Here is a 16,209-nt window from a genome sequence, read left to right on the forward strand (position 1 = left end):
TTATGGAAAATGGGTTACGATTTCGCCCTTAGGTCCCATCTGTACCAAGCCCATCAAGATATTCCGTACCATATCTGAACGAATCTGCTCTTTCATGGCTTCAAATCCCATATAGGCTTCTCGGTAGTATTCTACGATAGGGTTCGTTTGACTGGCTGTTTGCCCGCCAATTGCCATCATCAATTGTTGCAGGTAGTCCACCTGTTCTACCCAGTTATCATCAATGGCTTTAAGCATGGAAACTCTCAAAAATTGGTCATATAAATCATGAGGTTCTAACAAGGTCTTCTTATCATTTAACTCATTGTTAATGATCTGAATCAAGAAATTTCTCAACTCTTGTTCATCTTCAATGACTAGATCAAGAGGTAATTCTCGGATATTAAAACTGATATTCGTGACAATATAGTGAAATAATTCTTCTCTGGTTTTTAGATTTTCAGATAAAATATTTTCAATATACTCGTCAATCATCTCAGATAATACATCTCGAAGATCCCTATCTCCGTTTATTAAACGATTTCTTTCCTTATAGATGAGATCACGTTGGATATTCATACTCTCAGCATATTCTAGTGTTCTCTGTCTGTTGGCGCGACTAGCACTATCACTTGCATTTTGAGCTTTCTCAACCAGTCTGTGATATTTTCTTCCCTCAAGGACTTGTGGTTGAGTAATATCAGCAACACTATACTCTTTGTACATTCTGTGAACCCAGGATGGACCGAACTTCTTGATAACATCATCTTCTAATGATACAAAAAACTTCGACAGACCTGGATCTCCTTGTCTACCCGAGCGTCCTCTGATTTGCAGATCAATTCGCTGACTTTCCATTCGTTCTGTACCGATGACTACTAAGCCACCAAGTTCTGCAACACCCGGTCCCAATTTAATATCTGTTCCTCGACCTGCCATGGATGTCGCAACCGTCACTGCTCCCATCTGACCTGATTCAGAGACAATTTGTGCCTCACGCGCAGCATTATTGGCATTCAAGACGTTATGGGCGATTCCTTCCCGCAAAAGTAGGGATGAATAGAGATGCGACATCTCAACAGATCCGACAAAGACTAGTAGTGGGTTTCCTTTGAGATTGTATTCCTTAATACACTCAAGTGAAGCATAAACCTTTTCTGGTAGTGTTACATAAAGATTATCTGGATAGTCTTTTCGGATTAAGGGACGATTGGTCGGAATTCGGATAACAGACATATTATAGGTTTCCAAAAATTCCTTCTCTGCGACCTTCCCAGTCCCAGTCATTCCTGATATCTTATTAAACATTTTGAAAAGACTTTGATAGGTGATAGAAGCCATCGCCCGCGTTTCGGGAGAGAGTTTCACATGCTCCTTGGCTTCGATGGCCTGATGAAGACCTCCCTGCAACTTGGTCATTTCCATCAAACGACCAGTCCCTTTATCCAGGAGAATCATCTCATCATCTCGAATGATATACTCCTTATCTCTCGTGAACAACTTATGAGCTCTCAAGGAATAGACTAGATGTCGTACATAAGTTGCGTATTCTTCCTTATACAAGTTATCAATCCCTAGGAAGTTTTCAGCAGTTTTAGCCCCCTTTGTAGTCAACCATATCTCTTCTTTTTCTTCTTTAAAGATATAGTCTTCATTTTCAATCATGGTCGTTACTAAAGTATCGATGATGCCATAGTAGTTGGACTGAACGCGAGGAGAACCCGCAATGATGAGTGGGGTCTGTGCACTATCTAGTAAAATATCATCAATTTCATCAATGATGACATAGTCAAATGGGCGCAAAAACTTTTCGTTACTACTGGAAGCCAGATTATCAGTTAGATAATCAAAACCTAGACTACTATTGGTCAAATAGATAATATCTGAGTTATAAATTTTCCTTTTATCTTCGGCTTTTAATTCTTCCTCAGGATCATCAGTGAATGGGATTCCTATACTCAAACCTAAGAATCGATAGACCGGCCCCATTTCCTCTGCGTCACGTTTAGCTAGATATTCATTGGTCGTAATCAACATGGCGCCTTTACCAGTTAAGGCATTGAGATAAAGTGGCATGGTCGCAGTCAATGTCTTTCCTTCACCAGTATTCATCTCAGCAACGTTCCCTTGGTGAATAACAATGCCTCCCATAACCTGAACATCATAAGGAAACATCCCTAGGATACGCTTATCGGCTTCACGTACAACTGCAAAAGCTTCAACAAGTAAGTCATCTAGGGTTTCCCCCTCTGCTAAACGTTGACGAAACTCTACCGTTTTTGCTGCCAAGGCTTCATCGCTAAGAGCTGCCATCTCATCTTTGAGACCATTGATCTTTTTTAAAGTAGCTCTGACTTTTCTGAGTTTTCTATTTTGATACAAACTATTAAACACGATCATACTCCTTAATTGAGAAAGAATAAAAATCGAGTGACTCAAACCCAGCAGCAATGAGAGAAACTCTATAGGTATAAGCCTCCTCAGGATAGACGAAAGAAAAAGATAAGGTTTTCTCAACTTTTTCTTCTAGCACTTCTTCGTAACGGTCCAAGAAAACTAGTTTGATGTAAATGCTATTTTCAGGATAACAAGTCATATTCATGGTAAATTGATAGCGATGATTTCTTTTTAAGAGAGGTAGGCTGGGTTGGCTTCTACCACCTTGATAATTCAAGCTTGAAAGCCATGATTTGAGAACTTCACCTGGTGCTAGAAGTGGATTTGAAAGACTGATATGGCCATCTTCCCAAAACTGAACTCGAGTTCCATATAGGTAAGTTGCTCCCATATCTCCCCAGAGTATGTCTTCTCTTTGATTTATTATCATGTCTCACCTCTTCCAAATTCTGCTTGTAATATCATGTTATAAAAATGGATAAACCAGGTAATATTGGTTCCTGTATCATCATTGTGTCGACCTGCTGTTCCTTTTGATAAGATCTTCGCTCCAGCTTGACAGAGCGTAGTGACGAGCTGATCATAAGCATGACTGTCCATATCTTCATCCTTCATGTAAGAAAGACCAAACGTCGTTTGAGAAAAATCTGCTTGTTTGAAGGCAGACCAAAAACGGTTATCCAACTCATCCATATGAGCTGGGCTGATTCCTCCAGTTTGATGATGGAGCACGTCAAAGGCCGTTGGAAAGACACCTGGTGCTTCCAATCTACCACGTCTTGCGATTGTTCCTAAATTTGCTAAGGGTTTACCCACAACGATTCCTTTCGGTTCAAAGAATGAGCCATAGTAAAGAGAGGGGAAGGTTCCCATTGATAAACCTGATAAGATCAAATCTTTTTTATCAAAACCTAAGTATTCCTGATAATGGCGAATGGTTTGCTTAATCTTTTCTTCCAGATCTTCACCACCTATGTAAAAAGCTCCTCCCTCTAATCGAGGATCAGAGAACAGAATGAAGGGACACTTAAAATTTTGCATCATCCAATATCCTTCAAAACCCTCGGCAGAACGGAATCCTGCGAAATAAACAGCTAATGGTGGTTTAAAATCTCCAGGATGGAAGAAGTAGTTAATCTCATCACGCTTGTTATCGTGTAAGATATTCCCCCCAAGGACATATTTCCCAAAGTACTTCCGGGTCCAACGTTGGTGTAGATTTCCCAATTTTAGGGTTCCCTGACCACGCGCCTCGACAGACATACAGAGGTAGGAATTGTAATCCTGATCCATGATTAGGGATGTCTTCAGGTCTTCTTCTGTATAGAGCAAGTCTTCAACTACACCTGAAACCGAACCTTCAGGCATTTTTTTTACCCGAAACTGAAATTCTACACCTTCACTTTTCTCATACTCTAGCCACAACTCTATTGGAAGTTTTGTTGAAGAGACAAAGTTATATTTCCAATTAGCTACTGGAGAAAACTCAGAACCAAAATCCCCCTCTAAGAGCAGATACTCAAACCCTTGATAAGAAATAGATCCCTTAAAACTTGGATGGACATCAATTGCAGAAGGATTCAGTTTATCTCCGTATCCACCACCGAATAAAGAAGTGGATAAATCTTTTAAGAGCTTCTGTGGTTCTGAAAAGTCAACTGCTTGGGCACAGCGTTTTTTGATTAAATCCAAAATAAGAGGATTGCTTGTTTGAAACTCTTGGTTATAGAAAATTGTATAAGGCTCAATTATTTTAATGATTGGGAGTAGGTCAACCAAGTAACGGCCGTCTTCAATGAGAATGGCATTGAACTTGCGAATCTCATCCATTTTTATCGTTTCTTTAAGAGCCTTAGGAGAATTAGGATAAAAATAATACCATTCCATCTTTTTAGGGATCTCATAACGATGCTTCCAATTTTCCGTCCCTATCTGTAGGATTTTAAGATCCTTTGACATTTGTACTCTCCTCTATCCATTGATCTAGTTTTTCCACAAATTTTTCACCCGTATGTTCCTTGATTTTATCAATCGAGTAGACCAAAGACAGATTCCATTCTTTTAGGGTATCTAGGTAGTAATGGGCTGCTTTCTTAAATTCTGTGATGGTAGAAATCAGGTAGCCATTTTTCAAATGGCCAACATAGACAGTCTCTACTTGATTCACCTGAGGAATTCCTGCACTAATTCCCGCTATTTGGGTATATAGGTGAGGTTGGGGATTCAAATCAACAATCAAACGAACATATTCTAAGGTCTTAATCATTTCCAATTCATCATTGATGTTTAACAGGCGATAACGGAGTTTCAGCTGCGCATTTTCCTTTAAAGGATTTTCAACCCCTTCAAAGTCAACTTCTTTTTCAAAACTCTTTGCTGGGAATTTTTCATCTATGATCTCTTGAATTATATCTGCCATTCTCTCCATCTGGTCGTTATTGGCAGCAAAAGCACCAAAAATTACCTCAGTGTCTTTGGTCTCTGCAAGGAAGGATAAGATTTGGAAAAGACCTTCTCTGTCTACTTCTTCTTCAAAATTAAGTTGATAGTAAATAATGGATTCTCTCTTTGTCTGACTTTTTCCTAATCTCAAACGAGTATCAAATGGCGATAAATGTTTGAACAGATTGTATTTATCTGGATACAATTCCTGCAAATGCTGAAGGCTATCCTCCCTATCAACCAAGACCAAATCGACCTTGGATATAGGACCAAGAAGGTCTCTCAAAGTCTCCTTTGGATTACGACCGATGAAAAGACTCAATATTTTCGGATTCGCTTCAGGTAAACGATTTAAAACAAAATCGTTATGTCTGGAGTCAGATGGGACAATAAATAAATCACTACTCTCATGAATCTTTTCGAGTCGTTTCTCAAAAAATTCAGCAACCAACTGCTCCATATCACTATAGTGGAGTGAATGAAAACGAAAGGCAAAAATAGGATTAATCTCTATCCTACCATCCTCTTGCAAATACTCTCTGAATTGCCAAATCCCTTCAGGATTCAGGTAATCTTGATAAGATGGCTGATTATCCTGATAATAAATGACACTCGACACCATGCCTCGATCATCCATAATATAGCGTTTAGATATTTGACCTTGACCGTCAAAATACTGGATATCACTAATAAAGCCTTCCACACCATGCTCAATCTGGGCATAGCGTTTTCCATCTTTTTGGATAATAATGGCGAAAGGACTGTATATAAATTCACAGTCCTTATCCCACTCGATATCTCTGATATTCAATACTCGTGGAGAAATATCAGTAATATCCTGCATCTCATCAAAAATAGAATATACTTCAGCTTCTAATACACCATGACGATGTAAAAAATAGCGAAGATGTGGCTGATAAGCCAAAATCAATAGACGTGTCGATTGTTCCAACCTATCTAGTAGACGAATCTGATTAAAGGTGTCGTCAAATTCTAATTTAAATTGCGAAAAGTACCACGGGGTTATATCAGTATGCCACTGCCGATGGCTACCATACCAAGCCGGAATAAAATAATACATAACACTCTCCTAAATCAGTGGTTTATAAGTTTCATTTAATTTCAGTGCTCTAATTTCATCTTTAATGTTAAAGATCATACCACTTAAAATCATAAATAAACCTGGTATCATACTCACTCTCAATAATTGTTCATCAACTAAAACAAACAACATCGGTAGACCTGCGAATAACACATTAAAAATACCACCTACAATAGCAAACTTGAATACTAGATTATTGATATATTTACTAGTGTCCTCACCTGGATAGATGCCATAAATATACTCGCCAGATTTTTTCATCCGTTCTGCCACCTGCTCTCCACTAATATTGATAAAAGCAAAGGCAATACTAAAGACAAACAAGGTCGCTATATAGGTATAAATCCACAAGGGTTTCCCCATCGCATATTGGATCGTTATTTGCTGATAAACTGGATTTCCTGGATCAAATAATTGCAACAAAAGGAGCAAATAAGTCGGTAAGTTAATTAAACTCATCACATACATGAAGGGCATTCCACCTGCAGGATTCAGCATTATATCAAAATAAGAATAACGCTTAAAGCGAGAGTGGAGACCAATCTTATTGACTGGAATCCGATAACGAGCACGATAAAAAATTGCAATGAGATAGGCAAAAACGATCCCCATCGCTCCAAGTATTACGATAATCCACATAGGAATCCCTAGTTTTTGTATCGATTGCACAATGTCTTGGGGAATATAGATAATCATACTGGTCAACAAGATGACAATAGAGCCACCAACACCTATCACCGAGTTAATATCTGATAACCATATCAAGAAAAATGTTCCGGCTATCAGCAAGGTCGTGTTGAGTAGGAGCACCAAGAGTGTGTTATAGTTGTCCTTGATTGGTAAATTTACTGCTAAGGCCAGCGATTGAATCAAAGCGATTGTCAAGGTTAGATACATCTTTCTTCGATCCTGAACTTCAGAAGATCCAGAGGCAAGATTCAAACGCTTAGAAAAGGAGAACATCTGCCATAAAATCATCGATGACATCCAAGGAGATAAACCGACTGAAAAGATTGACAAGCTCCGTAAATTTCCACCTGTAATTGCGGTTGAAAAGGCCAAATAGGCAGTAGCACCACCAAGGAAATCCCTGCTATTCAAATCAATAAAAGGAAGAGTAATCCGACTTCCTAATACATAAATAAAGAGCAGAAACAAGGTTCCTAGACCTTTCTTGACTGCTATTGATGAAAAAAATCGTTTCACGAAATACTCCTTTTCATTAGTTATAGGTTGCGGTCAAATCACTCAAGCTGTTGTTACAAATGAGATTTGAAAATTTTATCATTCTTCACTCATCCTCTAATCTTACAGGTAACTCTCAATCACTTGGTAATTAGTTAGCATCCAAGGTTTTCATAGCAGCTACCAACTCCTCCGGTTTATCGATAGAGAAAATGCCATCATAGATACTATCTTCAGCTTTTTTTCGAGTATCTTCAAAAGCAAAAATTTTTTTCCTCTTTCTTCTGCTCTTGAAACTACATCCAAGACTTCATCACCCCTATTAATATCCAAGTAAACACTAGAATCGTCTAATAACCAATCAATTCTTTGATGAAGGATAGACTGGTACAAAGTCATATTAGGATAAGAGGATAGCTTTGTGACCGACTCAATACAGTAAACTGGAGCTGCTAGATGGAAATGCCAATCTGGTAGGCTACTAATCAAATACTCTAAATGCTCCACATTAGCACTCCAAGTCACAATCATCGCTTGTTTTTGAGATTGATTACTCCGTTTAAAGTAGTTCAAACTAGAACGTTTAAAAGCAATCTCTGTCCAATCCAGATCTCTATATGTCCACCAGAGTTCACGAAGCCGTGAAATACTGTAGGTATTCCATGGCTTATCATGACTGGCAAAATGAACAATTACTGGTGGCTGATCATCCAGACGTTGACACTTCTGAGTTAGGTGATAGATATCTACACCCACCATATAATTATAAGTTTGGTCTAAGGGCAGCCATTTGTTTTCAAAGTAAATATTTAAAATACTTTGGTCCCCTAGATGCACAGCCTGATTATGTTCTGCTGCTAATTCTAATAGACTATTAACAATTGAGTGCTCTTTCCATTTTGCGACATCCATGATTAAAACACCAGAATTAAATCCTGATTCCCTACCTTCGTAGGCATATACATCATCGACAGCACCTACATAATAGCCTTGAAGATCCATTGTATATAAAGGCGACAAGTCCCCTGTCACTATGATATCTGAATCAAGATACAGAACTCGTTCAGAATGAACCACTTCCGTAGCAAAAAAACGAAAGTATGAAGCGTAATTTAAATGAGGCCCCGTCTTATAACCTTCAAATATCTCTTTGTTCAAATGGACATTATGAATAGTAGAATTCACAACTGTCATTTTCTTCGCTAATAACTTGAACCACTCTGGTACAATATCGTTATTTAGTCTATAAAAATCAACATCTTGATTATGACATAAAATCGATTTAATGACGTTTCTACTTGGATGAGAGAAGCATTATCAATTATTTCTCTTTCATATAGCACTTAATTGCTTCCACCAATTCTTCCGGTTGACTTTCAGAGTAAATACCTGCATAGCAATTATCAGGCAAATCTGGACAACGACTACTATCAAAACTGAGCATCGGCTTTTGGTGTTTTTGAACCAAATCATAAATGTAAGTTAGTTTTTGGTCCATGTTTAGGTCTAAATAAAGATCCGCTTGTTCAAGAACATTCTCCACTAAAAGAGGGAAGGAATTTGGATAGAGGGTCACATTTTGAAAAGCTGATAAACGCTTCAGTTCATCTGCCATAAATGTATGAGCAGCAATGTAAAAATGGACCTCAGGCAAGTGTTGAGCCAGATAATCTATTTTCGCAACACACCAAGAATTGGTTAGGTTCATGCATCTTAACTTGGGTTTGTAAATATCTGCGGTACAAACAAGATTTTTTTCTCTCCAAGTAGATACGATATAAGACCACTCCATCATGGAATAGTGCCACCATTGGTCTCTGAGACGACCAACAGAAAATTGGTTCCAAGGTTTATCTGGAGAGATATAGTGTAAAATTTTTGGAAGAGGTGTTAGCGGAAAATCAAAGACAAAACGATGATTCATTTCAGCTGCACCAGCATCAAAACCTATTTGAAAATTATAGGTATCTTCTAGCTGATGACAGCTATCCCTAAAGAGAATATTGAGAATAGACTGGTCTCCTTCTCCCACGTTTTCGTGTTCTCTCTCGGTTAAATCAACCAATCTCTGTCTGATGTTATCTGATTTCCACTTTTTATTATTGATTAATAATACTCCTGCATTAAAACCAACTCCTGCACCAAAACAAGAACGAGCTGCTGCCAAATAATTTTCTTCTAGATCTATTTCAAACAGCTGACTCAAATCACCAGTCACAACTAAATCACTATCTAAATAGAGAACCTTATCTTCTTCGACAAAATCTGGAATAAAGTAGCGGGCAAAGGTCATGTGATTGATATGAGGCAACTGATTAGTCCAGTTCATCTTATATTTTGCTCCAATGACCTTGCAATCAATTAAATCCCCACCCATTTGTTGAATATAGGTCCGAATATTCATAAACCATTCTTGTGGAATATCTTGATTGAGTACATATATTTTCAAATGGCTATTATGGCGACAGATTGATTTTATAGCAGTTTCAATTTGACGAATATAGGCATAATCTCCTGCAAAGATAACTGACTGCTGTTTTTTCATTCGTTCTCCTTTTACTGAGTTGCTTTTGATAAATCAGCAACTATTTGACTTGTATAGGTCTCATCTTCGATAAATTCAATATCTTGATCAAAATTATATTCAGCCGTATGTTTATGGGCAAATTTAACCTTGGTTTTAGCCCCCATTTTCATCCACTCATACTCTGAGTCGATGTGTCCAATGTCTAAGACCTGATGCCCTTTCTGACTTAGACGGTAAGCCAAAACCTTGGCTGTAGGTCCAAGCATACATAAAACAAGACGCCCAGCTGCATGCTTTTCTATTTCTTGCTCAATCTCATCGACACGCGAATAGGCACTATGGGATGAACAAACAATTCGTTTAATCGATTTCGCTTCAGCAAATAAATCATTGCCGACGCCCGAACGCGAAGTAGCGCCTTCTACGATGAGTAGGTCTCGATTTTTCCAAATACTTTTCAGTTTATCAAATTGACCTTTGGCCTGACTCTTATCTTCGAAATCAATGTAGGGACGTGATACAAAGGTTGAACCATACCACGAATCCGTGCAGAGTTCACGATAGAAGTCCATATAATGATCCATATGTTCTTTCCAGAAGGGAATCGCCCATGATGTAAATTTAAAACGATCCGTAAAAGCATCAGGAAGGCAGACTACTAGGTCTTTCGTGCTTTCTAGACCTATAATCTCACGCATGGTAGACACGAGCTCTTCATCATAGTGTTGGTAGGGAATTGAATGCCCAGCAAGCATATTGATCTCGCCATCTCCAAAGCGAACTAAAGACGACTGGTGTTCAATGATATAATCCAGAGTTTCATCAATACTCTTAACCTGAATAGAGTCTTCTTGTTTTGCTAGCGGTTCTCCATCAAGGAGTTTCTGTAGATCTCCTAACATCCGTTCAGGGTGCTCGCTCGAATATAGTCTTTGTCCATGATAGCCATTTTGAGATTTATAAAAAGCAAAGACAGGCTTAGACAGTTGAACTACATCTGCAACCATGTCTGAAGTTGAGGTTTCTAGGTTAATATCCAGATAAATATCCATCTGCTCTTTTAGTTCTTCGAGTTTTTCTTTTGAAATTGCTGGATGGAGGTGGATATTTGGATAACGATTGGATAGGTCATAGAGTTTTGGACCCATACTTGTCCAGGCTGCTACATGAAAGGCTACATTTGGCAATTGTTCTGCTAAGTAGTCTAATTGTTCTAGTTCTTGAGAAGCCGTAAAGGTTAAACACGTTAATTCTGGAACTTGATAAAATCGTGTAAGACGCCCATTCTCCTTGAAATCTTTGATCGCCTCAATCATCAAGGCAGTTTTCCCTGTTTCAAATGAAACTTGACCACAATTCCCATGTTGGGTAGATTGGAAAGCCAGCATTGGTTTTCCTTGCTTTCTCATGGAATCTAGCATTGTCTGATCCACATTGCCATGGTTAATATCAAGGTAGATTGAAGCTATATTTTTAAGATTTTCTAATACTGGAGGAACAATTTGAGGATAGAGTCGGACATTATCATAAGTTGCCAGTCTTTTGAGCTTTTCTCCCATATCGGTCCAGGCTGCGATATGGAAAATCACGTCTGGCAAAGTTGTAAGCAGTTCTTCTATACCTTCTAAATCTTGAGAATTTGTTAGCGTCAAGCAAGAAAATTCTCTTTTTTGAGGGGAAATTAGCCCAAACTCGCCTATATGGTGCTGCAAAACTTGCGTCCATTCTAAATCATGAAACTCCCACCAGAGATCGCGATAGCGATTAGCTACCAGTGTCGTCCAAGGTTTTCTGTAAGTTGTAAAATGAATTATGACAGGTTTGTCATCAAAAGTAAGATGTGCTTGCAAGTTATTATACAAGGCTACAACATCGTACCCCACCTGCAAGTTAAAGCGACGGTCCAATTCTAACCAGTTATCCTTGACAACCTGATTAAAAATAGTCTGATCACCATTGAAATTTTCAAACTGACCTTCTGCTACTTTTTTTAAGGTATCCATTGTTTGAGAAAGGAGTAACTCCTTAAAATTCTCTTGTTTCCATTTGGCATTGTTAATTAAGAGAACACCTGCATTGAAGGTGATACCTTCTGTATCCCTAACAGCAGCAAGCCACTTATCTTCAAGATTGATAGTAAATAATCCCTCTAAAGAATCATTCACAATCAAATCCGAATCTAGATATAAAACCTTGTCTTCTGAAACATAGTCGGCTATAAAGTAACGAGCATAGGTCATGCAACTGATATGATCTTGAGTCTTCCAATCCTGGAACACTGCTTGTTCGGGTAACTTCACATCAATGATGTCACTTCCCAGCATTCGAGCTATTTTGCGTGGTTTCCGAAACCAATCTGGCATGATATCTTGGTTTAAAATATAGATGTTAAGGTCTCGATTGTGATATAGAATGGACTTGATAGTCGTTTCTAGTTGGGAAGTATAGTTGCAATCCCCGACTAGTACAATTGCTTTTTTCATATAATTTCCTAGTTAATTCCTAATTGATAGATGGCATCTACCAGTAATTTTTTTGTAAAATAACCTTCTTTGATTAAATAGCTGAAGGTCTTGATTCGCTCTGTCATGGCTTGATACTTTTCAGGTGTCATATTGTCGACTATTTCATGAACTTCTTGTAGGTTATTTGCCATAAACCCTAAACCTTGCTCTACGATAAAGGAAGCAATCGATAAGCTAGGTGGTACAATGATTGGAAGACCAGCAGCTAAATAGCTACTTACTTTATGAGAGAGATTCAAGCTATAGTAGTCTTGGCTTTCTCCTTGATTTTGATAAGTCCCCCAGACTAAACCAAAACCACCTTTCGATAATTCCAAGAGCATTTCCTCATCTCGCTTCCATCCTTCTATACTGAGATTCTTGGCTTGTTCATTAGCGACGCCCTGATTTGAAAAGACTCTAAGTGGAGTATCCTGGGACCAATTTTGCAGATCTGGAAATCTTTCCAAACTACCAGCAAAGAAGATTTCTTTTTTAAAGGCGGGTGTATAAAGAGATAGATCATGCGGATGATCCCACATCCCCTGAATGAGAATTTTCTTGGTCGTTAATCCTTCTTGAATCAAACGTTCCTTCATTCTTTCTGATGGAACAACTAGAACGTCTGATAGATTATACATGGAAATATACTCTTTCATCAGGTAGTAATTGCTCTCAAACATCAAAGGAGGTACATCGTGGATAAAGCAGACAATTTTGACACGTAAATCCTTTAACTTAGCAAGGAAGAGACGATCAAACTCAAAGCCATTCCAGGTCGGAGATTGAAAAACGAGAATATCCCCAAAGGAAATACTGGCCATGATACCATCCAAGCGTTTGTTCATTTCGGACGGCGTATCTGCAGCTATGTTATAAAAGTAGATTCCCACTTCTCGGAAACCTAGTCCCATCGAAATTTTTTGAACGGCATTCTGAGCTAGAATAACGGTACTGTCTCCAGCCATACCATAAAGATTGGTTAAGTGTAGTTTCATAGTTTCTCTCTTTACGAATTCCAAGAAAAGAAGTTGCTCCTTCTTTTTATAATTTATGTCGTATTCTTCCAATATCTACATTTTTATACTATTCAATTCTCATCATCGATAGTTAAAGTTTGTTTAATTGTTATGCAAGATGAGAGCAAGAATATATACCTATTTGCAAAATAAAGATTTCAATACTCCAATTCCTTTTTAAGCACCTAAAATGGAGAACTATCTTATTTGCTAGCATATAGGGTAAATACAAAAATCATCATCACTGGTAAAATTCTACCATTAATAGTATACCATTTTTATACAATTTCATAAAGTCAGATAACCTTTGCATCATCCATTATAGAAAAAAAGTCCCATAAGACCTATAATGAAAAGTGACCAAACCATCATTAGAAAGAATCTTATGGAACAATTACATTTTATCACAAAACTACTCGATATCAAAGATCCAAACATCAAAATTCTAGATATTATCAATATGGATACTCACAAAGAAATCATCGCTAAACTGGATTATGAGGCTCCATCTTGTCCTGATTGCGGATGTCAAATGAAGAAATATGATTTTCAAAAACCGTCTAAAATTCCTTACCTCGAAACGACTGGTATGCCTACCAGAATTCTTCTTAAAAAGCGTCGTTTTAAGTGCTATCATTGCTCGAAAATGATAGTCGCTGAAACTTCTATTCGTTAAGAAGAATCATCGGATTCCTCGTATTATCAACCAAAAGATTGCTCAAAAGTTGATTGAAAAGACTTCTATGACTGATATTGCACATCAGCTATCCATTTCAACTTCAACTGTCATTCGTAAGCTCAATGACTTTCACTTTAAGCATGATTTTTCTTGTCTGCCAGAGATTATGTATTGGGACGAGTATGCCTTTACCAAGGGAAAGATGAGTTTTATTGCCCTACTTTTCGTATGCACTTGACGAATAAAGAGATTCTAGACAAGCTTTTAAGCTATTCCGAAGACTTGAAACACCACTATGATCTCTATCAACTATTGCTTTTTCACTTTCAGAATAAAGAGCCCGAGAAATTTTTCGGACTTATTGAAGACAATCTAAAAAAGGTTCATCCTCTTTTTCAGACTGTCTTTAAGACATTTCTCAAGGACAAAGAGAAAATTGTCAACGCCCTTCAATTACCTTATTCCAACGCCAAATTGGAAGCAACCAATAATCTCATTAAACTCATCAAACGAAATGCCTTTGGTTTTAGGAACTTTGACAACTTTAAGAAAAGAATTTTCATCGCTCTGAATATAAAAATGGAGAGGACAACGATTGTCCTCTCCAGATGTTAGCTTTTATTCAACCCACTACAGTTGACAAAGAGCCGTTTTTTTATTTGGCAAAAATTATAAAAGATTCCCCCAATGTTTATAGATATTTATCAAACACAAATATTATAGAACTAAAAAAACCTGAAAGATATACCTTTCAGGTTTTTTGATCGGAATAATCAACTAATAGAATCGTTAGAAGATTTATTCTTCATCATCACGCTTACGACGTTTAGCCACTAATCCTAATCCAGTTAGACCTGCTACAACTCCAAGGAGAGCATTTGCAGCTGAAGCAGTTTCACCTGTATTTGGTAATTGCTTACGGGCCTTAGTGGTATCAGTTTGAGGAGCTAGACTTGTTGAATGAATCATAGATGCACTTGTTGATGCAGACTCAGATGCGCTTGTGCTTGCTGATTGACTAGCGCTTGTTGACGCTGACTCCGATGCTGATGTACTTGCTGATTGGCTCGCACTTGTTGACGCTGACTCAGATGCTGATGTACTTGCTGATTGACTAGCGCTTGTTGACGCTGACTCAGATGCTGATGTACTTGCTGATTGGCTCGCACTTGTTGACGCTGACTCAGATGCGCTTGTGCTTGCTGATTCAGAAGCTGATGTTGACGCTGACTCAGATGCTGATGTGCTTGCTGATTGGCTTGCACTTGTACTTGCTGACTCAGACGCTGATGTGCTTGCTGACTCAGATGCGCTTGTTGATACTGATTCAGAAGCTGATGTGCTTGCTGACTCAGAGGCACTTGTTGATGCTGATTCAGAAGCTGATGTGCTTGCTGATTCTGATGCACTTGTTGATGCTGATTCTGAAGCTGATGTGCTTGCTGATTGGCTCGCACTTGTTGACGCTGACTCAGACGCTGATGTGCTTGCTGATTCTGACGCACTTGTTGATGCTGACTCAGATGCTGATGTGCTTGCTGATTGGCTCGCACTTGTTGACGCTGACTCAGATGCTGATGTGCTTGCTGACTGGCTTGCACTTGTACTTGCTGATTCTGAAGCTGATGTGCTTGCTGATTGGCTCGCACTTGTTGATGCTGACTCAGATGCTGATGTGCTTGCTGATTGGCTCGCACTTGTTGATGCTGACTCAGATGCGCTTGTGCTTGCTGACTGACTTGCACTTGTTGATGCTGACTCAGAGGCACTTGTTGATGCTGATTCAGATGTACTTGTTGATGCTGACTCAGATGAGCTTGTGCTTGCTGATTCAGAAGCTGATGTTGATGCTGACTCAGATGCTGATGTGCTTGCTGATTCTGATGCAGACGTTGATGCTGATTCAGAAGCTGATGTTGACGCTGACTCAGATGCACTTGTTGATGCTGATTCTGACGCTGATGTTGACGCTGACTCAGATGCGCTTGTGCTTGCTGATTCAGAAGCTGATGTGCTTGCTGATTCTGATGCAGACGTTGATGCTGATTCTGAAGCTGATGTTGATGCTGACTCAGATGCGCTTGTGCTTGCTGATTCAGAAGCTGATGTTGATGCAGACTCAGAAGCTGATGTGCTTGCTGATTCAGACGCACTTGTGCTTGCTGATTCTGACGCTGATGTTGACGCTGACTCAGAGGCTGATGTGCTTGCTGATTGGCTCGCACTTGTTGACGCTGACTCAGAGGCACTTGTTGATGCTGATTCTGACGCTGATGTTGACGCTGACTCAGATGCGCTTGTGCTTGCTGATTCTGACGCTGATGTGCTTGCTGATTCAGATGCACTTGTTGACGCTGATTCTGACGCTGATGTGC

General features: G+C 38.8%; 9 protein-coding genes and 3 pseudogenes. 2 read left to right on the forward strand and 10 right to left on the reverse strand.

Annotated features, from left to right (window positions below; all coding sequences use genetic code 11):
• From secA2 to ACESOD_RS08710, 9 genes and pseudogenes are all read right to left on the reverse strand, one after another.
• Positions 1-2,379 (reverse strand): accessory Sec system translocase SecA2, encoded by a 2,379-nt coding sequence (gene secA2, locus ACESOD_RS08670; RefSeq protein WP_373095074.1) that lies wholly within the window; start codon positions 2,377-2,379, stop codon positions 1-3.
• Positions 2,366-2,806 carry an accessory Sec system protein Asp3 gene (gene asp3 / locus ACESOD_RS08675; RefSeq protein ID WP_315640015.1) on the reverse strand — a complete coding sequence of 147 codons (441 nt, stop codon included), beginning with the start codon at positions 2,804-2,806 and terminating at the stop codon, positions 2,366-2,368. Before asp3 ends, secA2 begins: the two co-directional genes overlap by 14 nt.
• A complete protein-coding gene (gene asp2, locus ACESOD_RS08680; RefSeq protein WP_373095077.1) occupies positions 2,803-4,335 on the reverse strand; it encodes an accessory Sec system protein Asp2 in 1,533 nt (510 codons plus the stop codon). The genes asp3 and asp2 overlap by 4 nt, the downstream gene beginning before the upstream one ends.
• The gene (asp1, locus tag ACESOD_RS08685; protein WP_373095080.1) at positions 4,319-5,899 is read right to left on the reverse strand and encodes an accessory Sec system protein Asp1; all 1,581 of its coding nucleotides are present in this window, start codon (positions 5,897-5,899) and stop codon (positions 4,319-4,321) included. The genes asp2 and asp1 overlap by 17 nt, the downstream gene beginning before the upstream one ends.
• Positions 5,900-5,908: 9 nt before the next feature.
• The gene (secY2, locus tag ACESOD_RS08690) at positions 5,909-7,126 is read right to left on the reverse strand and encodes an accessory Sec system protein translocase subunit SecY2 (RefSeq protein ID WP_373095083.1); all 1,218 of its coding nucleotides are present in this window, start codon (positions 7,124-7,126) and stop codon (positions 5,909-5,911) included.
• A gap of 130 nt (positions 7,127-7,256) precedes the next feature.
• Positions 7,257-8,430 (reverse strand): annotated as a pseudogene (locus tag ACESOD_RS08695) (glycosyltransferase family 8 protein).
• Positions 8,427-9,650 carry a glycosyltransferase family 8 protein gene (locus ACESOD_RS08700; protein WP_373095086.1) on the reverse strand — a complete coding sequence of 408 codons (1,224 nt, stop codon included), beginning with the start codon at positions 9,648-9,650 and terminating at the stop codon, positions 8,427-8,429. Before ACESOD_RS08700 ends, ACESOD_RS08695 begins: the two are co-directional and overlap by 4 nt.
• Before the next feature lie 11 nt (positions 9,651-9,661).
• Positions 9,662-12,115 (reverse strand): SP_1767 family glycosyltransferase, encoded by a 2,454-nt coding sequence (locus ACESOD_RS08705; protein ID WP_373095088.1) that lies wholly within the window; start codon positions 12,113-12,115, stop codon positions 9,662-9,664.
• An 8-nt stretch (positions 12,116-12,123) separates the two neighbouring features.
• Positions 12,124-13,134, reverse strand: coding sequence for a sugar transferase (locus ACESOD_RS08710; RefSeq protein ID WP_373095091.1), 1,011 nt, complete (start codon positions 13,132-13,134; stop codon positions 12,124-12,126).
• A 406-nt stretch (positions 13,135-13,540) separates the two neighbouring features.
• Here ACESOD_RS08710 and ACESOD_RS08715 point away from each other — a divergent pair.
• Positions 13,541-14,449: pseudogene (locus tag ACESOD_RS08715) on the forward strand (transposase).
• 183 nt (positions 14,450-14,632) lie between these two features.
• Here the strand turns inward: ACESOD_RS08715 and ACESOD_RS08720 are convergent.
• A pseudogene (locus tag ACESOD_RS08720) lies at positions 14,633-15,709 on the reverse strand (LPXTG cell wall anchor domain-containing protein); the annotation flags it as partial.
• Here ACESOD_RS08720 and ACESOD_RS09805 point away from each other — a divergent pair.
• On the forward strand, positions 15,654-16,209 hold a 556-nt coding region (locus ACESOD_RS09805; protein ID WP_444861161.1), incomplete at its 3' end, for a hypothetical protein. The pseudogene ACESOD_RS08720 and the gene ACESOD_RS09805 sit on opposite strands and share 56 nt — an antisense overlap.

This window comes from Streptococcus oralis (assembly GCF_964238205.1).
Classification (GTDB): Bacteria; Bacillota; Bacilli; order Lactobacillales; family Streptococcaceae; genus Streptococcus; species Streptococcus oralis_CZ.